This window comes from Cronobacter sp. EKM101R, from assembly GCF_963888145.1.
GTDB classification, from domain to species: Bacteria; Pseudomonadota; Gammaproteobacteria; order Enterobacterales; family Enterobacteriaceae; genus Cronobacter; species Cronobacter turicensis.
Genome location: NZ_CAWPHW010000033.1, coordinates 406,271 through 431,112, shown reverse-complemented (window position 1 = coordinate 431,112; position 24,842 = coordinate 406,271). Strand labels below are relative to the sequence as shown.

At 57.1% G+C, this 24,842-nt stretch carries 24 protein-coding genes; 14 read left to right on the top strand and 10 right to left on the bottom strand.

Annotation, left to right across the window (positions count from 1 at the left end; genetic code table 11):
- Positions 1–82: 82 nt before the first annotated feature.
- Both AACV31_RS17255 and AACV31_RS17250 read right to left on the bottom strand, forming a co-directional pair.
- The gene (locus AACV31_RS17255) at positions 83–1,960 is read right to left on the bottom strand and encodes a methyl-accepting chemotaxis protein (protein WP_165156700.1); all 1,878 of its coding nucleotides are present in this window, start codon (positions 1,958–1,960) and stop codon (positions 83–85) included.
- Positions 1,961–2,304: 344 nt separating this feature from the next.
- On the bottom strand, positions 2,305–2,463 hold the full coding sequence (locus tag AACV31_RS17250) for a YqaE/Pmp3 family membrane protein (RefSeq protein ID WP_007763532.1): 159 nt from the start codon (positions 2,461–2,463) through the stop codon (positions 2,305–2,307).
- Positions 2,464–2,691: 228 nt separating this feature from the next.
- Between AACV31_RS17250 and AACV31_RS17245 the strand changes: the two genes are divergently transcribed.
- Positions 2,692–2,871, top strand: a complete 180-nt coding sequence (locus tag AACV31_RS17245; protein ID WP_007763533.1) for a hypothetical protein — start codon at positions 2,692–2,694, stop codon at positions 2,869–2,871.
- Between the two features lie 103 nt (positions 2,872–2,974).
- On the opposite strand, the gene AACV31_RS17240 is transcribed toward AACV31_RS17245, so the two are convergent.
- On the bottom strand, positions 2,975–3,283 hold the full coding sequence (locus AACV31_RS17240; RefSeq protein WP_105537570.1) for a hypothetical protein: 309 nt from the start codon (positions 3,281–3,283) through the stop codon (positions 2,975–2,977).
- A 523-nt stretch (positions 3,284–3,806) separates the two neighbouring features.
- Between AACV31_RS17240 and AACV31_RS17235 the strand changes: the two genes are divergently transcribed.
- Entirely contained in the window at positions 3,807–4,262 is a 456-nt protein-coding gene (locus tag AACV31_RS17235) for an L-alanine exporter AlaE (RefSeq protein ID WP_161589373.1), read from the top strand.
- A gap of 11 nt (positions 4,263–4,273) precedes the next feature.
- Here the strand turns inward: AACV31_RS17235 and AACV31_RS17230 are convergent, their stop codons facing one another.
- Complete coding sequence (locus AACV31_RS17230; protein WP_007701107.1) at positions 4,274–4,618, bottom strand: DUF2002 family protein; 345 nt, start codon at positions 4,616–4,618, stop codon at positions 4,274–4,276.
- Positions 4,619–4,780: 162 nt separating this feature from the next.
- On the opposite strand from AACV31_RS17230, the gene AACV31_RS17225 reads away from it, so the two are divergent.
- The 12 genes from AACV31_RS17225 (at position 4,781) to emrB (ending at position 18,269) form a co-directional block, all read left to right on the top strand.
- On the top strand, positions 4,781–5,107 hold the full coding sequence (locus AACV31_RS17225) for a DUF883 domain-containing protein (protein ID WP_007763543.1): 327 nt from the start codon (positions 4,781–4,783) through the stop codon (positions 5,105–5,107).
- Between the two features lie 275 nt (positions 5,108–5,382).
- Entirely contained in the window at positions 5,383–5,628 is a 246-nt protein-coding gene (gene nrdH / locus AACV31_RS17220) for a glutaredoxin-like protein NrdH (protein ID WP_007763545.1), read from the top strand.
- Entirely contained in the window at positions 5,625–6,026 is a 402-nt protein-coding gene (nrdI, locus tag AACV31_RS17215; RefSeq protein WP_105537536.1) for a class Ib ribonucleoside-diphosphate reductase assembly flavoprotein NrdI, read from the top strand. Before nrdH ends, nrdI begins: the two co-directional genes overlap by 4 nt.
- An 11-nt stretch (positions 6,027–6,037) precedes the next feature.
- Entirely contained in the window at positions 6,038–8,158 is a 2,121-nt protein-coding gene (gene nrdE / locus AACV31_RS17210; protein WP_370458116.1) for a class 1b ribonucleoside-diphosphate reductase subunit alpha, read from the top strand.
- 12 nt (positions 8,159–8,170) lie between these two features.
- Entirely contained in the window at positions 8,171–9,130 is a 960-nt protein-coding gene (gene nrdF / locus AACV31_RS17205) for a class 1b ribonucleoside-diphosphate reductase subunit beta (RefSeq protein ID WP_165156769.1), read from the top strand.
- A 354-nt stretch (positions 9,131–9,484) separates the two neighbouring features.
- Entirely contained in the window at positions 9,485–10,687 is a 1,203-nt protein-coding gene (gene proV, locus AACV31_RS17200; RefSeq protein WP_165156704.1) for a glycine betaine/L-proline ABC transporter ATP-binding protein ProV, read from the top strand.
- Positions 10,680–11,750 carry a glycine betaine/L-proline ABC transporter permease ProW gene (gene proW / locus AACV31_RS17195; protein WP_165156706.1) on the top strand — a complete coding sequence of 357 codons (1,071 nt, stop codon included), beginning with the start codon at positions 10,680–10,682 and terminating at the stop codon, positions 11,748–11,750. The genes proV and proW overlap by 8 nt, the downstream gene beginning before the upstream one ends.
- A gap of 54 nt (positions 11,751–11,804) precedes the next feature.
- Positions 11,805–12,800 carry a glycine betaine/L-proline ABC transporter substrate-binding protein ProX gene (proX, locus tag AACV31_RS17190; protein ID WP_165156708.1) on the top strand — a complete coding sequence of 332 codons (996 nt, stop codon included), beginning with the start codon at positions 11,805–11,807 and terminating at the stop codon, positions 12,798–12,800.
- A 349-nt stretch (positions 12,801–13,149) separates the two neighbouring features.
- Complete coding sequence (locus tag AACV31_RS17185) at positions 13,150–14,334, top strand: MFS transporter (RefSeq protein ID WP_075199473.1); 1,185 nt, start codon at positions 13,150–13,152, stop codon at positions 14,332–14,334.
- A 536-nt stretch (positions 14,335–14,870) separates the two neighbouring features.
- Positions 14,871–15,401, top strand: coding sequence for a transcriptional repressor MprA (gene mprA, locus AACV31_RS17180; protein WP_007763563.1), 531 nt, complete (start codon positions 14,871–14,873; stop codon positions 15,399–15,401).
- Positions 15,402–15,540: 139 nt separating this feature from the next.
- Positions 15,541–16,716 (top strand): multidrug efflux MFS transporter periplasmic adaptor subunit EmrA, encoded by a 1,176-nt coding sequence (gene emrA, locus AACV31_RS17175; protein WP_007763564.1) that lies wholly within the window; start codon positions 15,541–15,543, stop codon positions 16,714–16,716.
- A gap of 14 nt (positions 16,717–16,730) precedes the next feature.
- The gene (emrB, locus tag AACV31_RS17170; RefSeq protein ID WP_105537531.1) at positions 16,731–18,269 is read left to right on the top strand and encodes a multidrug efflux MFS transporter permease subunit EmrB; all 1,539 of its coding nucleotides are present in this window, start codon (positions 16,731–16,733) and stop codon (positions 18,267–18,269) included.
- A gap of 50 nt (positions 18,270–18,319) precedes the next feature.
- On the opposite strand, the gene AACV31_RS17165 is transcribed toward emrB, so the two are convergent.
- The 6 genes from AACV31_RS17165 to AACV31_RS17140 all read right to left on the bottom strand — a co-directional run.
- The gene (locus AACV31_RS17165) at positions 18,320–20,839 is read right to left on the bottom strand and encodes a bifunctional diguanylate cyclase/phosphodiesterase (protein ID WP_165156710.1); all 2,520 of its coding nucleotides are present in this window, start codon (positions 20,837–20,839) and stop codon (positions 18,320–18,322) included.
- Between the two features lie 445 nt (positions 20,840–21,284).
- A complete protein-coding gene (gene luxS, locus AACV31_RS17160; protein ID WP_007763569.1) occupies positions 21,285–21,800 on the bottom strand; it encodes an S-ribosylhomocysteine lyase in 516 nt (171 codons plus the stop codon).
- Between the two features lie 152 nt (positions 21,801–21,952).
- Entirely contained in the window at positions 21,953–23,509 is a 1,557-nt protein-coding gene (gene gshA / locus AACV31_RS17155) for a glutamate--cysteine ligase (protein WP_165156712.1), read from the bottom strand.
- Between the two features lie 92 nt (positions 23,510–23,601).
- A complete protein-coding gene (locus AACV31_RS17150; protein ID WP_007777638.1) occupies positions 23,602–24,030 on the bottom strand; it encodes a YqaA family protein in 429 nt (142 codons plus the stop codon).
- A complete protein-coding gene (gene yqaB, locus AACV31_RS17145) occupies positions 24,027–24,593 on the bottom strand; it encodes a fructose-1-phosphate/6-phosphogluconate phosphatase (protein ID WP_041923861.1) in 567 nt (188 codons plus the stop codon). Before yqaB ends, AACV31_RS17150 begins: the two co-directional genes overlap by 4 nt.
- Positions 24,594–24,628: 35 nt before the next feature.
- A partial coding sequence (locus tag AACV31_RS17140) for a hypothetical protein (protein WP_221413627.1) occupies positions 24,629–24,842 on the bottom strand: 214 nt, incomplete at its 5' end.

Here is a 24,842-nt window from a genome sequence, read left to right as displayed (position 1 = left end):
AGCGCCCCATAAAAAAAAAGCGAGGGGGTATTACCCCGTCTCGCCTTTCAATAAACCCCGCGTTTTCAGAACAAACGAAAAATTACTTCGCCAGCTCCTGTAACGTGCGCAGCTGAGCGACCGCTTCCTGCATCGCGTCCATCCCTTTGGCGACCACCTTCAGGCGGCCCAGGCTCTGGGCGACGTTTTCGCGCTCTTCGCTGGTCTGCTCGCTCATCGAGGCGATACGGTCCGCGGCTTCGATACTGCGGTCAGCCATGGTCTGGGTCGCGCTGACCGTTTCCGTGGTGACCTGACGAATACGCGCAATCGTCTCGACAGACTCATTGATGCTGTGCGCCGTCGCCTCCGCCTGCTCGCGTGAAAGATGCGCCAGGCGGCGCACTTCGCCCGCAACCACGGCGAAACCGCGTCCGGATTCCCCGGCCCGCGCCGCTTCCACCGCGGCGTTAAGCGCGAGCAGGTTGGTCTGATCGGCGATAGAGCGGATCCCGCTGGTGATTTTGGTGATGCCAGCCGAAATGGTTTCCAGATCGTTCAGCCCCTGCTCCAGCCTGTCCTGCGCTTCACGGGTATCGCGCGCGGCGCTGCTCATGGAGCGGATATTGCCCTGCGCGATATCCAGCGTTTCCGTCTGCTGCGTCGTGGCGTGCTCCAGCAGCGGTAGCGTGGAGAGCAGCGGCGACAGCTCCTGCTGATAGCTGATGACCTGCTCAATCACCTGCGACTGCATGCGGTGCATCGCCTCCCAGCGACGCAGCGTGCGCTGCGCATAGTGGGCCGCGTAGGCCGCGTATTCCACCGGGAACTGACTCATCGCCTGGTTAGGCTTATCGAAGAACACCAGCGCGGAGAGCGTCTGGTTGATAGGCACCCCGAGGATCTCCCCAAAGCTTGAGAAGCCCGCCGCCGGGATCTTGCGGAAGAAATCGGCGCGCGGCAACGTGCCGAGGTTGTTCATACGGCGCAGTACGCAGTCGTTAAGCAACATCCCGGCCGGTTTGCCGTAGCGACGCGTAAAGTCCTGCCAGTCATGGTCAGTGTGCGCGACAAAATCGGTCGCTTTCATCAGGTAGAGCCTGTCGCCAAACTCCAGATCGCAGAAGAAGCGGATCTGTGAGGACTCAATCTGCGCCACGGAGCGAATAAAGAAATCATCGCCCACTTTTACCGCGAAAGTATAACCCTCCAGCGCCTGCCCGAGCTGATCGGGTTTGCAGTTGAGCTGGCTTGCCAGATACGACGTAATGGGTTGCTGTTGATCCTTCGCGTCAAACAGCGACGTGACGGTGCGCGCGACCGGATCGGCCTGCGCCACCAGCCAGCTTTTGTCGGTCGGCTGGAAGTTCTGGCTTTTGAACGGCGCGAAGGATTTGCCTGATGCCATTTCACACAGAATGACAATCGCGCGGCCGTCCATCATGCGTCCATTGACGCTCATCCAGGTGCCGCTGAAATCGAGCTTGCCGCCCGCCGCCCCGCCGACAGCGAGACACGGGAAACGCCCGGATTTATACCAGGCCTGCATCAGGAAACCTTCGGAGGCGGCGAGTCCGTCGCAGTAAATCATCGCAAACGTACGGTCCGCGCTGAGCGGCATCTGCACGTCGAGCGCGCTGAGATCGCGCGAAATCGCCTGCACGCGCTGCGCGGCGCCCGGAATGCGGGTGTGCAGATCGACAGAATGCACTTCGTGGCGACCAATCAGCGCTTTGGGCAGCAGCAACCAACTCCCTTCGTCGCCTTCCAGGTCGCAATAGACCGTTGCTTTATCCTGCTGGCACAGCGTGCCGGTGGAGGAAAGCACAAGAACGGTGCGTTCCGGCGTGGCGAAGCGCTGCCAGACCTGACTGACAGCATGAAAATTCGCATTGGGCGGTACAAATACCATCAAGATGCCCGGCTTATCCGGCACGCCCGCGTCTCGTAACGATGTGGGTAATTTCTGACAGCGATACACACCGCTACGGGGGCTTTGCGCCGAAAATGTCCGTCCTGGACCCGTTATTAATGTTGACAGGATCCCCATGGTGGCCTCTTTTTATCTCTATTTTTCAAATTATTCAGAGAAAAACGCCTCTCTGCCCCTCTGTTATCGGCAAAAGTTTCGATTAAAACAGTTCATTTCCTAAAATATTGTTAAGCGTGAGTAAATCCGCACACTTTGTACGCAATAAAAATGCAACATAACGATTAAAGCGTGAGCAGGTTCGCAATGGCGTAACATGCTGATAAAGCAGGTGAGAAAAGGCAGGATAAATGCATAAAAAAACCCGCCGTAGCGGGTCCGTATAAGTGCGGGGATTAGCTTTTGGTTTGCACCCAGAAGGCGTGGATCAGGCCCGGGAAATAACCGAGCAGCGTCAGAATGATGTTGAGGATAAACGCCCCGCCCAAACCTTTCCCGATCAGTACGCCAAGCGGCGGAAGAAGGATAGTAAAAACGACTCTCCAGAATCCCATAGTTACTCCTGTATTGTTTTTGCAGGTTTTGTAAGTGACTTATTTTTATTAAGTTTAGTCGCTGAACCGCAAAGCGCCACCTTACATACAGGACTTTACCTGGCCTAACGCGGCTATACAGACCGCGATCGATTAACCCTTTTTCGGCAAAGCGCGGGCTGGCGGTTGTCGGTGAGCGCGATGGTGGACTACTGTTACAGAAACCTTATGAATAAACAGGAGGTCATCATGTTTGCAGCAGGCGATATTGTGCAACCGCGTCTGGGCGGCCCGAAGCTTAAAGTGATTGAAGTGCATGGCGATCAGATTGTCGCGGTGCGCCCGGATGACGAACAGGGCGAGAAAGTGACGCTGAAAGCCGCCGATGTGGCGCTGTATCAAGAAGACGGCGATTTCGGGGTGTGTTGATTCGAAAGCCGCGCCCGTGTTGGGTGGCGGTGTTTCATGGTGGGTGCGCTTCGCTTACCCACCCTACGGTTTACCTCTGGCGGATAAGCGAAATGCATCCGCCTTACCTTGTATTAGCCGTACTCTCCCTGAACACCTGCTCGCTGAGCTGGTGATAAAACCCCAGAATTTCTTTAAGTAGTCCCTGAATCTCTTCATCACGCCACGCCGCCAGCGGGCGCGCCTGCGGTGCGCTGAAATGCGCGCGCAATTGATAAAGCGGGCATTGAAGTGCCTCCGGCAGCGCGGCTGGCTGGATGTCGATGAGGTTTTCAAACCAGAAGCGCCGCAGCTTTTTGCGCAGCTCTCCTTCGCGCGCGAGCGCCAGAATGCCCCGCTCAACCTGATATAAAACGTCGCTGATTGCGTCCATGGTAATGGCTGTTCCCGTTAAAAAACCGGCGGGCATTATCCGACAGCGCCTGCGTGAACGGGCTGAATAATGGTTAAAGCCGTTTTACGGCAGGCTAATCATATTCATCACACCGATAATATCGGCGGTGATGTCTGGACAGCGCCCTCAGGCCGCCCTGTAAAAACAGCATAAATAACTGATTTTTAGGTTAATGCGCTATCTGAAACTCCACAGCACGCCATAAAACTGCCCTGCGAAAAATTCTCTGCCGCTTGCGGCTCGACACCATTGCCGCAAAAAAAATAACCTATTGAAATTAAATGTAAAATTCGCAAGCGCCGTTAAAAAATAGCGAAGTGCCGCACGCTTTTGAATTTACAGAGGATTTTATGGACAAAGCGCCGATAAATAAAAATTTATCGCTAATTGAAAGCAATAAGGCAGCCATATACTCTATCATCAACGCAAAATGCCAGGCATATCGCCAGCATGCCCTATACCTTTCCCGTTTTCCCTGTTGATGAGCCAGGAGCTTAATTCGATGTTTTCGCCGCATTCTCGCCTGCGTCACGCCGTAGCGGACACCTTTGCCATGGTAGTGTATTGCTCCGTCGTGGGGATGATGATTGAAATATTCGTCTCAGGAATGAGCTTCGAACAATCGCTCTCGTCACGTCTGGTCGCTATCCCGGTCAATATGGTGATTGCCTGGCCTTACGGGCTCTATCGCGATGCGGTTATGCGCGTTGCCGCGCGCATCGGTAAAGGCCGCCTGGTGAAAAACATCGCAGACGTCATCGCCTATATTACCTTTCAGTCGCCAGTGTACGCCGCCATATTGCTGTTCGTCGGCGCGGATATCCCGCAGATTATCGCCGCGGTGAGCTCCAATATCGTGGTATCGATGATGATGGGGGCGGCCTACGGGTATTTCCTCGATTATTGCCGCCGTCTGTTCCGGGTAAGCGCCGCCGCGCCGGTCAGCGCGCAGGCCTGAGAAGGGACGGTTTACTGCGGTTCGCCAAATAAGCCGTTCAGATAACGCTCCAGCGCCATGCGGGAGCTGAATCCCAGCGGGATGCCGTAATGCTCCTGCGCGTCGCCGCCAAGCCACAGCGGAAACTGCTGGTAGTGATCGCAGGTTTTCATATCTGAAGCCGGGTCCGCCAGCGACTGGCTGCGCTCCCTGAGCGTCGGGTGAATAACCAGCGCCGTGCGCCCCATCCGCGCTTCACGATTCACATAGACATAATTCTCGCCGCGACGATAACCATAAGTTTTTGGCGTCACCACATCCATGGTAAACCCTGCTTTCTCCAGTACGCGCGCCACCTCATCGGGTCGTAAATACATAAATTTTCCTCATCTGCTTCAGCTGCGGGGAAACCTTACATTAGGAGGAATAGCAGGGCTTTCGGAAAAGTCCAGAAAGGGCGTCCAACGGCCCCACGCGCCGAAGCGGCTCACATTTTGTTCTATACTGTGATCAAGTAAACACAAAAAAGGGAGAGCGTTATGTTTAACCGAATGACCCGTAGTGACGTGAACGATGGCGTGGATGACATCAACCAGGACATTAACCGCCTTGCCGATACGCTGGAAGGCGTATTGAAATCCTGGGGCAGCGACGCCAAAGGTGAAGCTGACGTGGCGCGCCGTAAAGCGGAATCCCTGCTGCGTGAAACTCGTGCGCGTATGCACGGCAGAAGCCAGGTCTCGCAGGCGGCCCGCGACGCGGTAAGCTGCGCCAGCACATTCGTGCGTGAACGCCCGCTAAGTAGCCTTGGCATTGGCGCGGCCGTCGGTATCTTCCTCGGCGCGCTGCTCATCACCCGTCGCTAATCTGAAGCACGGTTCAATGCCCTTTCCCCGGCGTGGCCGGGGAACGGCTTCTCTGTCAGTCTCCTTCCTTACCCTTTCTGCTTACAAAAATCTTTTTTAACGCTGCTGCGCGGCCTGCGTGCGTCTGCATGGCGTTGTGGCTCCGCATGCCATAAACCCTATATATTGCGTAGTTGAAAGTTATCATAACTACATCTAGTATCTTTCTTATCAGACCACCCCAATCAACACTGCCTCGCGGTGGTGTTTTTAACTTATTTATGAGAATACGAATCATGCGCATAACCATTTACACAAGAAATGATTGCGTCCAGTGTCACGCCACCAAACGCGCGCTGGAAAGCCGTGGGATCGCGTTTGACACCATCAATCTCGACGAACAGCCGGAAGCCGTCGATTCGCTGCGCGCCCAGGGTTTTCGCCAGTTGCCGGTGGTGATGACCGATGCCCTGAGCTGGAGCGGTTTTCGCCCGGACATGATTAACCGCCTGCGCGCGGACTCGCTTGCGGCGAACGCATGAGCGCCCTGATTTACTTCTCCAGCCGCTCGGAAAATACCCACCGGTTTATCGCGCGGCTGGGGCTTCCGGCGGCGCGTATTCCCCTGGAAGACCGCGAGCGGCTGCGGGCGGACGAGCCTTATATCCTGGTGGTGCCGTCCTACGGCGGCGGCGGAACCGCTGGCGCCGTGCCGCGCCAGGTTATCCGTTTCCTCAACGATGAACATAATCGCGCGCTGCTGCGCGGGGTGATCGCCGCGGGCAACCGCAATTTCGGCGAAGGGTTTTGCCGCGCGGGCGACGTCATCGCCCGCAAATGCCAGGTGCCGTTTCTCTATCGCTTCGAGCTGATGGGCACCGGGCAAGACATCGAAAACGTACGTAAGGGAGTGAGCGAATTTTGGCAACGACAACATTAACCGGCGATGCCGTGCGGCAAACGCCGCCGGACTATCATGCGCTAAACGCGATGCTCAACCTCTACGACGCCGACGGACGCATCCAGTTTGAGAAAGACCGCGAGGCGGTGGAAGCGTTTATGGCCGCCCACGTGCAGCCGCATTCGGTGACCTTCCCCGATACCCACGCGCGTCTCGCGTATCTCGTGAGCGAAGGCTATTACGATGGGAATGTGCTCAAACGCTATGACGCTGACTTTGCCGCCGGGTTGTTTGACGAGGCGCACCGCGACGGCTTTACGTTTAAAACGTTCCTCGGCGCGTGGAAGTTTTACACCAGCTACACGCTGAAAACCTTCGACGGCAAGCGCTATCTGGAGCACTTCCCGGATCGCGCCTGCATGGTGGCGCTGACGCTCGCCTGCGGCGATGAAACGCTGGCGCGCCAGATCCTCAAGGAGATCTTGAGCGGCCGCTTTCAGCCTGCCACGCCTACCTTCCTGAACTGCGGGAAACAGCAGCGCGGCGAGCTGGTCTCCTGCTTCCTGCTGCGCATTGAAGATAATATGGAGTCCATCGGGCGCGCGGTTAACGCCGCGCTCCAGCTCTCCAAACGCGGCGGCGGCGTGGCGTTTTCGCTCTCAAATCTCCGGGAAGCGGGCGCGCCGATTAAGCGCATCGAAAATCAGTCCTCCGGCGTGATCCCGGTAATGAAAATGCTGGAAGACGCTTTTTCTTACGCCAACCAGCTCGGCGCGCGCCAGGGCGCAGGCGCGGTCTATCTGAACGCGCACCACCCCGATATCCTGCGTTTTCTGGATACCAAACGCGAAAACGCCGATGAGAAAATCCGTATCAAAACGCTCTCGCTTGGCGTCGTGATCCCCGATATCACCTTTGAACTGGCGAAAGCCAACGCGCAGATGGCGCTCTTTTCGCCCTACGACGTGGAGCGTATTTACGGCAAGCCGTTCGGCGATATCAGCGTCAGCGAGATGTACACACAGCTGGAGGAAGATGAGCGTATCCGCAAGCGCTACATCAGCGCGCGCGAGCTGTTCCAGCGCCTGGCGGAGATTCAGTTCGAATCCGGCTATCCGTACATCATGTTTGAAGACACGGTGAACCGCGCCAACCCGATTGCCGGGCGCATCAACATGAGCAATCTGTGCTCGGAGATTTTGCAGGTTAACAGCGCTTCCACGTTTGATGAAAACCTCAATTACGCGACCACAGGGCACGATATCTCCTGCAATCTCGGCTCGCTGAATATCGCGCATACCATGGATTCGCCCGATTTTGGCCGGACGGTGGAAACCGCCGTGCGCGCGCTGACGGCGGTCTCCGACATGAGCCATATCCGCAGCGTGCCGTCCATCGAAGCGGGCAACGCCGCCTCGCACGCCATCGGGCTTGGGCAGATGAATCTGCATGGCTATCTGGCCCGCGAAGGCATCGCCTATGGCTCGCCGGAAGGGCTCGATTTCACCAATCTCTATTTTTATACCGTCACCTGGCATGCGCTGAACACCTCCATGATGCTGGCGCGAGAGCGCGGCGAACGTTTCGAAGGCTTTGAGGCCTCCCGCTACGCGAGCGGCGAGTATTTTGACAAATACCTCACGCAGACATGGACGCCCCGCACCGCGCGGGTTGCTGAACTGTTTGCGCGCGCGGGCATTACGCTGCCGACGCCTGAAATGTGGCGTCAGCTTCGCGACGACGTGATGCGCCACGGGCTCTATAACCGCAATCTCCAGGCGGTGCCGCCGACCGGCTCTATCTCGTACATCAACCATGCGACGTCGAGCATTCATCCGATCGTCTCGAAAATCGAAATCCGCAAGGAAGGCAAAATCGGCCGCGTTTATTACCCGGCGCCGTTTATGACCAACGAGAATCTCACACTCTATCAGGATGCCTATGAAATCGGCCCGGAGAAGATCATCGACACCTACGCCGAGGCGACGCGCCATGTGGATCAGGGGCTGTCGCTGACGCTCTTTTTCCCGGATACCGCCACCACGCGCGATATCAACAAAGCGCAGATTTACGCCTGGAAGAAAGGCATCAAGACGCTTTATTACATTCGACTGCGCCAGCTGGCGCTGGAAGGCACCGAAATTGAGGGCTGCGTCTCCTGCGCCCTGTGAGGAAACACCATGATCCGTTTAAGCCGTATTAGCGCCATTAACTGGAATAAGCTTCAGGACGAGAAAGATCTGGAGGTGTGGAACCGGCTCACCAGCAACTTCTGGTTGCCGGAAAAAGTGCCACTCTCGAACGACATTCCGGCCTGGCAGACCTTAACGCCCGGCGAGCAGCAGCTGACTATCCGGGTCTTTACCGGGCTGACGCTGCTCGACACCATTCAGAACGCGGTCGGCGCGCCCGCGCTGATGGCCGACGCGCTGACGCCGCATGAAGAAGCGGTGCTTTCGAACATAAGCTTCATGGAGGCGGTGCATGCGCGCTCGTACAGTTCGATTTTCTCCACGCTCTGCCAGACGCCGGACGTGGACGCCGCTTACGCCTGGAGTGAAGAGAACGCGCCGCTACAACGCAAAGCGCAGATTATTGTTGCGCACTATCGCGATGGCGATCCGCTGAAGAAGAAAATCGCGAGCGTGTTTCTGGAATCCTTCCTGTTCTACTCCGGCTTTTATTTGCCGATGTACTGGTCGAGCCGCGGCAAGCTCACCAATACCGCGGATCTGATTCGTCTCATCATTCGCGACGAGGCGGTGCATGGCTATTACATCGGCTACAAATATCAGCAGGGCCTGGCGCAGGTAGACGACGCGCGGCGCGAATCGCTCAAATCCTTCGCGCTGGATCTCATGATGGAACTCTATGATAACGAACTTGCCTACACCGAGGCGCTGTACCGCGACGTCGGCTGGGTGGACGATGTCAGCGCGTTCCTGTGCTACAACGCCAACAAGGCGCTGATGAATCTCGGTTACGAGGCATTGTTCCCGCCGGAAATGGCGCAGGTGAACCCGTCGATTCTGGCCGCCCTCTCCCCCGGCGCCGATGAAAATCACGACTTTTTCTCCGGCTCCGGTTCGTCATATGTCATGGGCAAAGCGGTGGAAACCGAAGACGCCGACTGGGATTTTTAATGCGCTTGCAGGCGTAAATAATCACAAATAATGCCGCAGAATTATTTGCTGCAAAATTGTAAAATCAGCCTAAATATCTCTGCGGTCTTACCGACTGCTATTTCTATTCTCTTACGGGTGAATCACGCCGATTCCCCCGTCATATCGCCATGCAAAAGTAAAAATATTACCCGCTATTCATTGCCGCTCAGCCCAGTAATAGCGGGAAATAATCGCCATCTGGCGGTGCATTTCGCCCCACAGCGTGGAAATTGAGGGTTGTCTCAGAATCTGAGTATGCTAGGGTATGCCCCGGTAACTATTTCCTGCAGGAATGATCTTAACGGCAAAATATAACAGGACTTACTCTATTGCATGGCAATTAAATTAGAGATTAAAAATCTATACAAAATATTTGGAGAACACCCGCAGCGGGCCTTTAAATATATTGAACAGGGGCTTTCTAAAGCCGAAATACTGGAAAAGACCGGGCTGTCTGTCGGCGTAAAAGACGCCACTCTGGCCATTGAAGAAGGCGAGATATTTGTGATCATGGGATTATCCGGCTCGGGTAAATCCACTATGGTTCGCCTTCTCAATCGCCTGATTGAACCCACCCGCGGCCAGGTGCTGATTGACGGCGAGGATATCGCCAGAATATCTGACGCCGCGCTGCGCGAGGTGCGCAAGAAAAAGATAGCGATGGTATTCCAGTCATTTGCGCTGATGCCGCATATGACAGTATTAAATAATACCGCCTTCGGCATGGAATTAGCTGGCGTGCCGCTAAAAATTCGTCAGGAAAAAGCGCTCGACGCCCTGCGTCAGGTCGGGCTTGAGAATTACGCCCATGCGTATCCCGATGAACTTTCCGGCGGTATGCGTCAGCGCGTCGGGCTTGCGCGCGCCCTGGCGATTAATCCCGATATTCTGTTAATGGATGAAGCCTTCTCGGCGCTCGATCCGTTAATTCGCAGCGAAATGCAGGATGAATTAATTAAGCTTCAGGCGCGCCACCAGCGCACCATCGTGTTTATTTCGCACGATCTGGATGAAGCCATGCGAATTGGCGATCGCATTGCGATTATGCAAAACGGTGAAGTGGTGCAGGTCGGCACGCCGGATGAAATTCTCAATAATCCGGCGAACGATTACGTGCGCACCTTTTTCCGCGGCGTCGATATCAGCCAGGTCTTCAGCGCGAAAGATATCGCGCGCCGCAGCCCCGCTGGCCTGTTGCGTAAAACGCCAGGCTTCGGGCCGCGTTCAGCCATCAAACTGTTGCAGGATGAAGATCGCGAATTTGGTTATGTCGTCGAGCGCGGCAACCGCTTTGTCGGCACCGTCTCGGTGGACTCCCTGAAAGCGGCGCTGGCGGCAGGCCAGGGACTGGACAGCGCGTTGCTGGACACGCCTGCGGCGGTCAGCGCCGACACGTCGTTAAGCGAACTGCTCTCGCCGGTTGGGGTCGCGCCGTGCGCCGTCCCGGTCGTCGGCGACGAGCAGCAGTATGTGGGCGTTATCTCGAAAGGGGTACTGCTGAAAGCCTTAGATCGCGAGGGGGCCACCCATGACTGATCAGACGCAAAATCCGTGGGATACCGGCGCCGCTGACGCCGCCGCGAACAGCGCCAGCAGCGCAGACGCCTGGGGCAGCCCGACGCCTGCGCCAGAGAGCGGTTCAACCGACTGGCTGAACAGCGCGCCTGCGCCCGCGCCCGAACATTTCAACATTCTGGATCCGTTCCATAACACGCTGATCCCGCTCGACCGCTGGGTGACGGAAGGCATCGACTGGGTGGTGACGCACTTCCGCCCGCTGTTCCAGGGCATTCGCGTGCCGGTGGATTACATTCTCAATGCCTTCCAGCAGCTGTTGCTGGGGATGCCTGCGCCGGTGGCGATTCTGCTTTTCGCGCTGATCGCCTGGCAGATTTCCGGCGCGGGGATGGGCGTTGCGACGCTGGTGTCGCTGATCCTCATCGGCGCTATCGGCGCCTGGTCGCAGGCGATGGTGACGCTGGCGCTGGTGCTGACCGCCCTGCTGTTCTGCGTGCTGATAGGCCTGCCGCTTGGCATCTGGCTTGCGAGAAGCCCGCGCGCGGCGAAAATTATTCGCCCGTTACTGGATGCGATGCAGACGACGCCCGCGTTTGTTTATCTGGTGCCGATCGTGATGCTGTTTGGCATCGGCAACGTGCCGGGCGTGGTGGTGACGATTATCTTCGCCCTGCCGCCGGTAGTGCGCCTGACGATCCTCGGGATCAACCAGGTGCCGGAAGATCTCATCGAAGCGGCGCGCTCGTTCGGCTCCAGCCCGCGCCAGATGTTGTTCAAAGTACAGTTACCGCTGGCCATGCCCACCATTATGGCGGGGATTAACCAGACGCTGATGCTGGCCCTCTCCATGGTCGTGATCGCCTCGATGATCGCCGTCGGCGGGCTGGGTCAGATGGTATTGCGCGGTATTGGCCGCCTCGACATGGGGCTTGCCACGGTCGGCGGCGTGGGGATTGTTATCCTCGCCATTATTCTCGACCGCCTGACCCAAGCCGTGGGGCGCGACGCCCGCAGCCGCGGCAACCGTCGCTGGTACGCCAGCGGGCCGCTTGGTCTTATCACCCGCCCATTCATTAAATAAAGCGCTGGCGGCGCAGGCCGCCCGCTTTCCCTCATCTGAATAAAAGGAATAACGATGCGACATTCTGTTCTTTTCGCCACAGCTTTCGCCACACTCGTTACCACCAGCACCTTTGCCGCCGACCTGCCAGGCAAAGGCATTACCGTCCAGCCGGTGCAGAGCACGATCTCCGAAGAGAGTTTTCAGACGTTGTTAGTAAGCCGCGCGCTGGAAAAGCTCGGCTATACCGTGAATAAAACCAGCGAAGTGGATTACAACGTTGGCTACACCTCGATTGCCTCCGGCGACGCCACCTTTACCGCCGTGAACTGGCAGCCGCTGCATGATGATATGTATGCGGCCGCGGGCGGCGACAAGAAGTTTTACCGCGAAGGCACCTATGTGACCGGCGCGGCGCAGGGGTATCTGATTGACCGTAAAACCGCCGAGAAATATCACATTACCAATATCGCCCAACTGAAAGATCCGAAACTCGCGAAGCTGTTCGACAGCAACGGCGACGGCAAAGCGGACATGATGGGCTGTACGCCTGGCTGGGGATGCGAGGCGGTGATTAACCACCAGAACACGGCATACCACCTGCAGGACACCGTGACGGTGAATCACGGTAACTACGCGGCGATGATGGCGGATACCATTGCGCGCTTTAAAGAAGGCAAACCGGTGCTCTATTACACCTGGACGCCGTACTGGGTGAGCGACGTGCTGAAGCCGGGTAAAGATGTGGTGTGGCTGCAGGTGCCGTTCTCGTCCCTGCCGGGCGAGCAGAAGGATATCGATACCAAACTGGCGAACGGCAATAACTTTGGCTTCCCGGTGAATACGATGCACGTTGTGGCGAACAAAGCCTGGGCGGAGAAGAACCCGGCGGCGGCGAAGCTGTTCTCGGTGATGAAATTGCCGATCACCGATATCAACGCCCAGAACGCGATGATGCACAGCGGCAGAGCGAGCGAAGCGGATATCCAGGGCCATGTGGATGGTTGGATCAAAGCCCACCAGCCGCAGTTTGACGGTTGGATAAAAGAAGCGTTGGCCGCGCAGAAATAAGCGCGTTAACGAGACGAGACCAATACCCGCCGCCCGGCGGGTGTTTTTGTTTTAAGGCGTTTTTTGTTTTGAGGCGGTTTTTGTTGTCACGGCGGGTGCGCTTCGCTTACCCGCCCTACATGAAAGAGGAGATTCCATTTGTAAAGCGGGTGCGCTGCGCTTACCCGCTCTGGATTGTGAATGTTATTGGTTCGTAGGGTGGGTAAGCGCAGCGCACCCACCGCCGCTAAAACGCACAATCCGACACGTAACAATTCCTCTACATTCTGGCGCTACGGTGCGGTTCCGTTATCATAATGGCTTTCGGCAAGCGTTTTCCCGCCCCTCTTAATGACATAACAGAACAAATATGACCAAACAGACTCAAGGACTTAGCGCCTCGCTGACGGTACTGATGTCCGTCGCCACGGGCCTTGTGGTAGCCAGCAACTACTATGCCCAGCCGCTGCTCGACACCATCGCCCACGCCTTCGCCATTACCGCCAACCAGGCGGGCTTTATCGTGACCGCCGCCCAGCTCGGCTACGCCTTCGGGCTGCTGTTCCTGGTGCCGCTTGGCGATATGTTTGAACGCCGCAGCATGATTGTGGTGATGACGCTGCTGGCCGCCGCCGGGATGCTTCTCACCGCAAGCAGCCATACGCTGGCGATGATGATTCTGGGCACCGCGCTGACTGGTCTCTTCTCCGTGGTGGCGCAAATCCTGGTGCCGCTCGCCGCCACCCTCGCCGCGCCGGAAAAACGCGGTAAGGTCGTGGGCACCATTATGAGCGGGCTGCTGCTCGGCATTCTGCTGGCGCGGACCGTTTCCGGCGCGCTGGCGAGCCTTGGCGGCTGGCGCACCGTTTACTGGGTCGCGACGGTGCTGATGGTCATTATGGCGCTGGCGCTCTGGCGCGGCCTGCCGACCGTGAAGCAGACCAACACGCTCAACTACCCGCAACTCCTCGGCTCCATCTTCAGCCTGTTTACTCGCGATAAACTGCTGCGTACCCGCGCGCTGCTCGGTTGCCTCACCTTCGCCAACTTCAGCATCCTCTGGACATCGATGGCGTTTTTACTGGCGGGCGCGCCGTTTCATTTTTCAGACGGCGTCATTGGACTGTTTGGCCTTGCGGGTGCGGCAGGCGCGCTCGGCGCGCGTCCGGCGGGCGGGTTCGTCGATAAAGGCAAAGCGCACCTCACCACCACCTGGGGGCTGGTTCTGCTGCTGCTGTCGTGGATTGCCGTGGCGCTCGGCCAGTTCTCGGTTATCGCGCTTATAATCGGCATTCTGGTGCTCGATCTCACGGTACAGGGCGTGCACATCACCAACCAGAGCGTTATCTACCGCATTTACCCTGACGCGCGTAACCGTCTCACGGCGGGTTATATGACCAGCTACTTTATCGGCGGCGCGGCCGGGTCGCTTATCTCCGCGTCGGCCTGGCAACACGCAGGCTGGAACGGCGTCTGCGCGGCAGGGGCCATTATCGCCCTACTAAATCTGGTAGTGTGGTGGCGCGGCTATCACCGCCACAGCGGGACAGAGTGAGGCCTGCGTCGCACCTTTGCCGTCCTGAATGCCCGCGAAGGGTGTTAAGGGCGGTAACACTCTGTTAAGGTTATGCGGAGTTATTTATTCGAGTGATTTTAACTTCGGTAATATATCAAAAACGTATATGGATATACCCACATCTTTACGCCCCTCCCTGCCTTTTGGCGCGTTCTTGCAGGCAGGGCGCATAAGCGACATTTTGCCATCATTTATCAGCGGCTTGTCCGTGGCGCTTATCCCGCGTTTCTGCACTGTACCGCCTGGTTTGACATCATCCGAATCGACTTCTTACATTTCTGTTACTTATATGAACGACCGCCGGCACGCACCGTTTTTCGCCGATACGCATACCGCGCAGGCGTCGTCGCTTTCATATGATGCCCGTCTGGCAAGGCGGCGGGCGCTCCGGGCTATGGAATAGTCCGGAAGCTCATGACGGTAACGTAGCCATTAATGATTCATCTAAATAATAGATTTACATGATTTGTTACCGTCGTTATTATATCGGCTGCAATTAATGAGGTTATACCCAAATGGATAGTTCGTTTACGCCCATTGAACAGATGCTTAAATTTCGCGCCAGTCGCTACGAGGATTTTCCGTACCAGGAAATTCTCCTGACTCGCCTGTGCATGCATATGCAGGGCAAGCTGCTGGAAAACCGCAATAAGATGCTGAAAGCTCAGGGGATTAACGAGACGTTGTTTATGGCGTTGCTGACCCTGGAATCTCAGGAGAATCACAGCATTCAGCCGAGCGAGCTGAGCTGCGCGCTGGGATCGTCGCGCACGAACGCCACCCGCATTGCCGATGAGCTGGAAAAACGCGGCTGGATCGAACGTCGCGAAAGCGATAACGATCGTCGCTGCCTGCATCTTCAGTTGACCGAAAAAGGTCAGGAATTTTTACGTCAGGTGTTGCCGCCGCAGCATCACTGCCTGCACCTGCTCTGGTCTTCTTTAAGCGGACCGGAAAAAGAACAGCTCGAGCAGATTACCCGCAAACTGCTCGACCGCCTCGACCAGATGGAAGAGGACAATACGCTGCTTGAGGCCGTTCGCTAAGGCGCTGATAAGCGCTCGTTTCGCAAACGTGCCGTTGCAAGGAAAACGCTACACTGACAGGCCAGCATCTGAATGCTGGCCTTTTTGACAACAGAGGTCGGCGACCGCCGACAACAACAATAAGAACGTGGAGATAAACATGAGCGCAAATGCGGAGAACACCACCCCGCAGCAACCGGTCAATAATAAGAAGGGCAAACGCAAAGGCGCCCTGCTGTTATTAACCTTGCTCTTTGTTGTTATTGCCGTGGCGTATGGCGTTTACTGGTTTTTAGTGGCGCGTCATTTTCAGGAGACCGATGACGCTTATGTGGCGGGGAATCAGGTACAAATCATGGCGCAGGTCTCCGGCAGCGTGACCAAAGTCTGGGTAGAGAATACCGACTTTGTGAAACAAGGCGACGTGCTGGTGACGCTCGATCCGACCGACGCCCAGCAGGCGTTCGAGAAAGCGAAAACGGAGCTGGCCTCAAGCGTGCGTCAGACCCGCCAGCTGATGATTAACAGCAAGCAGTACGCCGCGAATATCGACGTCCAGAAAACGGCGCTGGCCCAGGCCCAGAGTGATTTGAACCGCCGCGTACCGCTCGGCAGCGCGAATTTGATTGGCCGTGAAGAACTCCAGCACGCCCGCGATGCGGTCGCGAGCGCTCAGGCGCAGCTTGACGTCGCCATTCAGCAATACAACGCCAACCAGGCGATGATCCTCGGCACGAAGCTTGAAGACCAACCTGCGGTGCAACAGGCCGCCACGGAAGTGCGTAACGCCTGGCTTGCGCTGCAGCGTACGAAAATCGTAAGCCCGATGACCGGCTTTGTGTCGCGCCGCTCCGTTCAGGTGGGCGCGCAGATTAGCCCGACGACCCCGCTGATGGCTATTGTACCGTCGAGCGGCTTGTGGGTGGACGCAAACTTTAAAGAAACTCAGCTCGCACATATGCGCATCGGCCAGCCCGCCACCGTCGTGAGCGATATCTACGGCGATGATGTCGAGTACACCGGTAAAGTGGTTGGTCTCGATATGGGCACCGGCAGCGCCTTCTCGTTGCTGCCTGCGCAGAACGCCACGGGCAACTGGATCAAAGTGGTCCAGCGTCTGCCGGTACGTATCGAACTTGACGCGAAACAGCTGGAGCAGCATCCGCTGCGCATCGGCCTTTCCACGCTGGTGAAAGTCGACACCACTAATCGCGACGGCGGCGTCCTCGCAACCCAGACCCGTTCTGAGCCTGCGTACCAAAGCAACGCGCGCGAAATCGGTCTGGAGCCGGTGAACAAGCTGATTAACGATATCGTGCAGGCGAACGCGGGTTAACCGGCGGAGGTTGTATGCAGCAACGTAAACCGCTTGAAGGGGCGCAGCTGGTCATCATGACCATCGCCCTTTCGCTTGCCACCTTCATGCAGGTGCTGGACTCCACCATCGCCAACGTGGCGATCCCGACCATCGCCGGTAACCTGGGCGCCTCGCTAAGTCAGGGCACCTGGGTGATTACCTCATTCGGGGTGGCGAACGCCATCTCGATCCCCCTTACCGGCTGGCTGGCGAAGCGCGTCGGCGAGGTGAAGCTGTTCGTCTGGTCTACGATTGCGTTCGCGATCGCCTCCTGGGCATGCGGCGTCTCCAATAGCCTGAACATGCTGATTTTCTTCCGCGTGATTCAGGGGATTGTGGCCGGGCCGCTGATCCCGCTCTCCCAGAGCCTGCTGCTGAGCAACTATCCGCCCGCCAAACGCTCTGTCGCGCTGGCGTTGTGGTCGATGACGGTGATTGTCGCCCCTATCTGCGGCCCGATCCTCGGCGGCTGGATCAGCGATAACTATCACTGGGGCTGGATCTTCTTTATCAACGTGCCTATCGGCATCGTCGTGGTATTGATGACGCTGCAATCGCTGCGCGGCCGAGAGACCCGCACCGAGCAGCGGCGCATTGACGCCGTGGGGCTCGGGCTGCTGGTCATCGGCATCGGTTGCCTGCAGGTGATGCTCGATCAGGGTAAAGAGCTGGACTGGTTTAACTCGACGGAAATCATCGTGCTGACGGTCGTGGCGGTGGTGGCGCTGAGTTTCCTGATTGTCTGGGAGCTGACCGACGAGCATCCGATTGTCGATCTCGCGCTGTTTAAGTCGCGCAACTTTACCATCGGCTGTCTGAGCATCAGCCTTGCCTATATGCTCTACTTCGGCTCGATTGTGTTGCTGCCGCAGCTGTTGCAGGAGGTCTACGGCTATACCGCGACCTGGGCGGGGCTTGCCTCGGCGCCGGTCGGGATAATCCCGGTCATCCTCTCGCCGATTATCGGGCGCTTCGCGCACCGGCTGGATATGCGCCGCCTGGTGACGTTCAGCTTTATTATGTACGCGGTGTGCTTCTACTGGCGCGCGTATACGTTCGAGCCGGGGATGGATTTCGGGGCGTCGGCGTGGCCGCAGTTTATTCAGGGCTTCGCAGTGGCGTGCTTCTTTATGCCGCTCACCACCATTACCCTCTCCGGCCTGCCGCCGGAGCGGCTGGCGGCGGCATCGAGTCTGTCGAACTTCTTAAGGACGCTCGCGGGCTCCATCGGCACCTCGATAACCACGACGCTGTGGACCAACCGGGAATCGATGCACCACGCGCAGCTGACCGAATCGGTGACGCCGTTTAACCCCAACGCGCAGGAGATGTACAACCAGCTTCAGGGCATGGGAATGACGCAGCAGCAGGCGTCCGGGTATATCGCCCAGCAGATAACCAATCAGGGGCTGATTATCTCCGCCAATGAGATTTTCTGGGCCTCCGCGGGCGTGTTCCTGGTGCTGTTAGGGCTTATCTGGTTCGCCAGGCCGCCTTTCGGGGCGGGTGGTGGTGGCGGTGGCGCTCACTGACGTTACTCACAAAAAGGCCCGCACTGGCGGGCCTTTTTTATTCACGGCATTTATTCCTTCACCGGGGAAACGCCCTGCCCGCGCAGTTGCGCTTTCAGGCGCTCAAGCGGCAGCGGCCGACACATCAGGTAGCCCTGGGTTTCATCGCACTGATACATTTTAAGCTGCGCCAGCTGCTCCTGCGTCTCCACGCCTTCCGCGGTAATGCTCAGGGAAAACGCTTTGCCGAGCCCGATAATGTTCTCCACGATACTGTTGGCGTTATCCGAATGCGGCATACCCGCCACAAAGGATTTATCAAGCTTAATGCCGTCGAACGGGAACGTGCGCAGATAACTTAACGACGAATAGCCGGTGCCGAAATCATCGATAAGCAGCCGCACGCCAAGCGCCTTCAGGCCGTTCATCAGTTCCAGGCTCTGCTCAGGATTCGAGAGCGTGGCGTTTTCGGTAACTTCCAGCTCCAGACGCTCCGGCGCAAGGCCGGTCGCGTTCAGCGCCTCCTGCACCCGCTCCACCAGCCCCGGCGTGCGGAACTCCATCGCCGAAATATTCACGGAAATCGCAAGGCCCGGCATGTCGCGCTGCGCATCGCCGCAGGCGGCGTTCAGCACCCAGTCGCTGATGGCGATAATCAGTCCGGTCTCTTCCGCGAGCGGAATAAACTGATCCGGCATCAGTAACCCAAGCGTCGGATGATGCCAGCGCAGCAGCGCTTCAACCGCCACGATTTTTTCGGCGTTCATGTCGTAGCGCGGCTGATAGACCAGCTGGAACTGTCGATCGCGGATAGCCTCGCGCAGGCTGTTTTCCATTTCACGGCGCTGGACAATCTGTTCCGCCATATGGGCGTCATAAAACACCCAGCCGTTGCGCCCGCTGCTTTTCGCTTTATAGAGCGCGATGTCGGAAAAACGCAGCAGATCGGTCGCGTTCACCGCGTCCTGTGGCGCGAGCGCAATCCCCATGCTGGCGCCGATTAAGACCTCATGATCCTGCACGCTGAACGGACGGTTGATCTCGGCGAGAATACGCTCGCAGAGTTGCTCCAGCGCTTCTTTGCGTTCGATGTCCGGGATAATCAGGATAAATTCGTCGCCGCCCTGGCGCGCCACCAGATCGAAATCGCGCAGGCAGGCGCGCAGACGCGCGGATACCTGATGCAGCAGTTCATCGCCGACGCCGTGGCCGAAGAGATCGTTGACCGGTTTAAATTTATCGAGATCGAGGCTAATCATCGCCAGCGGATGTTCGCGCGTCGGGCGCGACTGGAGTTTGCCTTCCAGGAACTCTTTCATACGTACCCGGTTGGGCAGGCCGGTGAGTTCGTCATGCAGCGAGAGATACTGCACGCGCGCCTGGGCTTCGACTTCAAGCGTGACGTCAGTCGCGGTACCGCGAAAGCTCAGCCCGCCTTCCGTCGTGGCTATGGGCTTCGCCACCAGATTGCAGTAGCGCTGGTGCCCTTGCGCCGACAGATAGCGGCAATGGGTCATGGCGCGGTGCCCGCCGTGCCCTGGCTGGTGGAACCACGCCTCCAGCGTCGCGCTGTCTTCCTGGATAAATTCCGTTACGCGCCGTCCCAGCCAGTCGGCGATACGATAGCCGGTGATGACCGGGAAGCGCTCGGAAAGCCAGGTGAAGCGCAGGTCATCGTCGGTTTCCCAGATCCAGTCGGTGGTGGCCTCTGCGACATCGCGAAAACGCCGTTCGCTGGCCGCCAGCGCCAGCCGGTTCTGCTCCAGCAAAAAGGCGTTTTCATCATTGAGCCGCGCTTTCGTCAGCGCGTTGCGCATAGCGATGCCTGCGACCAGCCCCGTAAAACACATCAGGAAAATCAGCAGCGGCAGAATGACGACGATAAGATCGTGACCGGGATCGTCGCTGCGCCAGACCATCGTCACCTGGCCGTTGCCAAGCGGCAGCCCCATTGTGACCTGACGGTAGTCGGGCGACGCCTCGCCAGGCTTACGCACGTGCAGATCTTCAATACCGTACTCATGCCCCATCTGCGCGAGTTCCGCGCTGGTGAGCACATCGATAAATATCAGCAGCGACGGCGTGCCGGGTTCGGCCTGGACATTTTTGTCGCCGCCGCTGCGTATCCAGGCGGCCCCCACCAGCGCGGGCTGGCCGTGATATTCCATCGGCGTGACGACGCACGCGCCATCGGAGGCATCCAGCGCGGTGCGCAGGCTGCTCATCAAGGGGGCGCCGATCCAGTGTTCTACTTTCTGGTTTCTGAATTTGCCGTTGACGACGCTGTAGCGGGTGATGTTGTTACCATCCGTCACAAAGATGCCGTCATAGCCGAACATGTCATAGAGCGATGAACCCAGATTTCCGCGATCCCACGCCCAGGAAACGTCGAGCGTCTGATGCAGATTCACCCAGGCTTCGCCCCAGTCAGAGTAATCATTAAGCGTGGTTTTTAGCGTATCCTGGCGATTTTGCAGGGCTTTTAAAAACAGATGGCGGCTATGCGCATCGGTGCGTTCGTTAATATCATTTGCGATGTGAAGAATAGAAAGCATCGCTATCAGGAAAAACAACCCTAACAAAGCACCCATAAAAAGTAATGTGCGCCGGATAAAGCGCGTAGTATTTCCCGTCTCGTTAACGGATAAGTCAGAAACGCCGCGTCTGAAAAAACCTGTCATTCCTCGATCCCGATCTGCTATTGCCTTGATAATAATTATGACGCCCGTGAAAAGATCTGCGCGCTGCGGCGGCACAGTGGCGTATTCACGCGGATTGCCGACCAGGCGCGGTACACTGACGATATGCAAAGATCGGACGCGGCCCGCCACGCATCGGTACACTCATTCAGGGTATGCTTCAGGTGTTAATAGTTTAAAACCAATATTTTATTTCGCGGCTATATTTCACAGGCAACAAAAATTTGTTTTAAGTCACCCGGCGCAGGCCAGAGAAGGCGTAAATATAACCGTAGCGGCAATCATATAATAAAAAAGGAGCCATTAAGGCTCCCTTTCTAATATTTATTTTTTATTCCTACAGGTGCAGTTCCTGTAATTTTTCTTTCGGCAGCGCCAGCGCATCGTTGCTGTTAACGCCCACGCCACGCTCGATAATGTGACGCGCGATATCCTGCGCTTCTTCCAGCGAGTGCATTTCGTACGTGCCGCACTGGTAAACGTTCAGCTCCGGGATCTGATTCTGTTCTTTCACTTTCAGCACGTCCTGCATTGCCGCTTTCCAGGCGTCAGCCACGCGCTGCTCGTCAGGCTGGCCGATGAGGCTCATGTAAAAACCGGTGCGGCAGCCCATCGGGGAGATATCGATAATCTCCACGCCGTTGCCGTTCAGATGATCGCGCATAAAACCGGCAAAGAGGTGCTCCAGCGTGTGGATGCCTTTTTCCGGCATCACTTCTTTGTTCGGCGCGCAAAAACGCAGGTCAAACACGGTGATAGTGTCGCCGTGCGGCGTGTTCATGGTCTTCGCCACACGTACCGCAGGCGCTTCCATACGGGTATGGTCGACAGTGAAGCTATCAAGCAATGGCATCTGATCACCTCCGATGAGTGATTTTTTAAAATTAAACTGAACTAATGTTCACGGGCCGGGTCTGAATCTATGAAAGACGCGCATTTGTTATCATCATCACTGAGTTCAGAGATGACAATTTGGCCACAGCGATGTGGCCTTTTTCTTTTGTCTCACGCCTGCTTCGTCAGCCATTCATCAAAAGGCTCGGTATCCGCAGCTTCAATCTCACGCTGACGCGCCAGCGACGCCGCCTGTTCCTGACGGAAATCATCTTCATGCAGCGTCTGTAACGGCTCTTCACGCAGCATGGTGCGATAGTTATCCGCCAGCATCCGTCCGGTTCCGCCAATCCCGTTTTCAATCATCGAGCGCAGAATACGCGCCGAGTAAGTGAGCTCCGGATCGTCAAAGCACGCCACCAGTCGGTCGCAGACCTGCTGGTACTCTTGCCCGCCGTGAATGCCGTCGAGCGTTTGCGCCACGCGACGTAAATCGCGGAACAGATCTTTGCCCACTTTTTCCAGCGGGAACTGCGCCGTTTCGCAGCCGATGCCGAGCGTCAGCCCAGGCTTGCGGCCTTCCAGAATCACACGGTTCCAGTTGGCGCGGGTACACAGCAGCTCATCGCTGCTCATCTCCGGCGCATCTGCCAGCGCGCACCAGACCATAAAGAGATCGAGGAAACGCACCTGATTTTCATCGACGCCAATCGGCGAGAACGGGTTGATATCGAGCGAGCGCACTTCGATGTATTCGATGCCACCGCGCAGCAGCGCGTCGGACGGCGATTCGCCATCGCGCGTGACGCGCTTCGGACGAATTGGCGCATACAGCTCGTTTTCAATCTGCAAAATGTTGGTGTTGATTTGCAGATATTCGCCGTCTTTCTTCAGCCCCAGCTTCGCGTACTCTTCCGACGGGGTTTTGATGGCGCGCTTCAATCCTGCCACATAACTGTGCAGATCGTTAAACGTAATCCCGAGATTGCTTTGCGATTTATTGGTATAGCCCAGATCGCTTAAGCGCAGCGAGGTCGCGTAAGGCAGGTAGTACATACCGCAGTCGGTTTTCTCGAACGGCAGTTTGGTCGGCTTGCCCTGCAGGAAAGAGGAACAAATCGCTGGCGAGGCGCCAAACAGATACGGGATCACCCAGCCAAAACGGTAGTAGTTGCGGATCAGGCGGAAATAGCCTGCTGAAATCGCCTCTTTGCCGCTCTCGGCATCTTCCACCTGACACTTCGCCTGCCAGAACGCCAGCGGCAGCGAGAAGTTGTAATGCACGCCGGAGATGGTCTGCATCAGCGCGCCGTAGCGGTTCTTCAGGCCCGAGCGATAGAGCGTTTTAAAACGGCCGATATTCGAGGTGCCGTATTGCGCAAGCTCGATATCCTGCCCCTCTTTGATATAGCAGGGCATGCTGAGCGGCCACATGCGCTCGTCGCCGAGCGCTCTGGCGGTGTGGCGATGAATATCGCGCATCACTGTCAGCATGTGGTCGATATCGCCATCTACCGGCGTGATAAATTCCAGAAGGGCTTCGGCAAAATCCGTCGTGATCCACTTATGGGTTAACGCGGAGCCCAGGCTTTCCGGATGCCCCGTGGTCGCCAGCTCGCCGTCAGGCGTGACGCGCAGCGTTTCGCGCTCAAGCCCACGGCGAATGCCTTTCAATGCCTCAGGATGCTCGGTTAACCAGGCCAGCGCCTGTGATACGTCCGGGATCAAATTGACCTCCCGCCTGTCGTGTCGAAAATATTTTTATTAAGCATAATTGTAATGGTAAAGGTTGACGATGAAAGGTCGCTCAAACAATCCAATTAGTGCCACCACGTCATACCCTGTAAAGTCGCTGCCGCGATAATGATGTAGCGCAGCGCCTTGCCAAGGCACAGAAAAAAAATCACCGGCCCCCAGGGAAGGCGCAGCCACCCTGCCAGCAGGCATAATAGATCACCGACCAGAGGCAGCCAGCTTAACAGCAGCGCTGGCGCGCCAAATCGTTGCAGCCAGCCCTGCGCGCGCTCCTGCCAGCGCGATGACTCGCGCAGCGGAAACAGCCGCCCAAGAATAACGTTAGTTAACCCCCCAAGGCTATTACCTATTGTTGCGGTTAATACCAAAAGCCAGGGGGCGGTTTTCACGCTTACCAGCAGCGCCACCAGCACCGCTTCGGAACTGCCCGGCAGCAGCGTGGCGCTCAGAAAACTGCTGGTAAAGAGCGAGAGGAGCGACAGCGCGTCGCTCACAGCAAACGCACGTCCACCGCGTCCATTCCCGCCAGACGCGCCGCTTCGAGACCGAAATCCGCGTCTTCAAACACGACGCATTTTTCAGGCGCGACGCCCATGAGCGTTGCGCAGCGCAGAAAAGTATCGGGAGCGGGTTTATGATGTTGTACATGATCGGCGGCAACCACCGCGGTGAAGTAGCGACGCAGGCCAAGATGCGCCAGCAGCGCTTCCGCCATCGCGCTTTCGCTGCCGGTGCCGACGGCCATAGGACGGCGGCCGTGCCACGCTTTGACAACGTCAATGAGCGGCAACGGACGCACCGTATCCAGCAGCATCGCCTGCACCGCTGCGGTTTTTTCACGCGCCAGCGCATGGGGACAGAGATCGGCCTGATTCAGCTCAATGACCGCCTGAGCGATGCGCCAGGTAGGCGAACCGTTCAGCGCGACCATCGCCTGTTCGTCAAACTGCATGCCGTAGCGGCCAAGCACGTCGCGCCAGGCTTTCCGGTGCGTCGGCTCGGTATCGAGGATGGTGCCATCCATGTCAAAAATCAGCCCGTCGTAACGCTCGTACATCATGTCCTCATTACCTGACCGCCAGGAATGTTACTTTAGCTTAAACCGTTAATTTTGTCGCTGTTAAGGCTTACGGGAGGTGCAGATGGCGTCATGAATGAGGCGTATAACAGGGATTTAGGGCGATGTGTAAAGGCGTGGCTTTGCGAAATAGTTTCAATCAGAGGAAAAGAAGATTCAGGAGAGAAGCTGGGGGCATTCGGAAGGATTATTCGGCTTGCCTCACCCTGACGGGCCGCTGCGAGTATG

Coding starts and splice junctions, on each gene's coding strand:
- emrA (WP_007763564.1), top strand. CDS start 15,541: ATGAGCGCAAATGCGGAGAACACCACCCCGCAGCAACCGGTCAATAAT.
- AACV31_RS17230 (WP_007701107.1), bottom strand. CDS start 4,618: ATGTATTTACGACCCGATGAGGTGGCGCGCGTACTGGAGAAAGCAGGG.
- AACV31_RS17235 (WP_161589373.1), top strand. CDS start 3,807: ATGTTTTCGCCGCATTCTCGCCTGCGTCACGCCGTAGCGGACACCTTT.
- AACV31_RS17165 (WP_165156710.1), bottom strand. CDS start 20,839: ATGGGTGCTTTGTTAGGGTTGTTTTTCCTGATAGCGATGCTTTCTATT.
- AACV31_RS17250 (WP_007763532.1), bottom strand. CDS start 2,463: ATGGGATTCTGGAGAGTCGTTTTTACTATCCTTCTTCCGCCGCTTGGC.
- proX (WP_165156708.1), top strand. CDS start 11,805: ATGCGACATTCTGTTCTTTTCGCCACAGCTTTCGCCACACTCGTTACC.
- mprA (WP_007763563.1), top strand. CDS start 14,871: ATGGATAGTTCGTTTACGCCCATTGAACAGATGCTTAAATTTCGCGCC.
- AACV31_RS17240 (WP_105537570.1), bottom strand. CDS start 3,283: ATGGACGCAATCAGCGACGTTTTATATCAGGTTGAGCGGGGCATTCTG.
- AACV31_RS17245 (WP_007763533.1), top strand. CDS start 2,692: ATGTTTGCAGCAGGCGATATTGTGCAACCGCGTCTGGGCGGCCCGAAG.
- yqaB (WP_041923861.1), bottom strand. CDS start 24,593: ATGTACGAGCGTTACGACGGGCTGATTTTTGACATGGATGGCACCATC.
- proV (WP_165156704.1), top strand. CDS start 9,485: ATGGCAATTAAATTAGAGATTAAAAATCTATACAAAATATTTGGAGAA.
- luxS (WP_007763569.1), bottom strand. CDS start 21,800: ATGCCATTGCTTGATAGCTTCACTGTCGACCATACCCGTATGGAAGCG.
- nrdH (WP_007763545.1), top strand. CDS start 5,383: ATGCGCATAACCATTTACACAAGAAATGATTGCGTCCAGTGTCACGCC.
- proW (WP_165156706.1), top strand. CDS start 10,680: ATGACTGATCAGACGCAAAATCCGTGGGATACCGGCGCCGCTGACGCC.
- nrdI (WP_105537536.1), top strand. CDS start 5,625: ATGAGCGCCCTGATTTACTTCTCCAGCCGCTCGGAAAATACCCACCGG.
- AACV31_RS17225 (WP_007763543.1), top strand. CDS start 4,781: ATGTTTAACCGAATGACCCGTAGTGACGTGAACGATGGCGTGGATGAC.
- AACV31_RS17185 (WP_075199473.1), top strand. CDS start 13,150: ATGACCAAACAGACTCAAGGACTTAGCGCCTCGCTGACGGTACTGATG.
- emrB (WP_105537531.1), top strand. CDS start 16,731: ATGCAGCAACGTAAACCGCTTGAAGGGGCGCAGCTGGTCATCATGACC.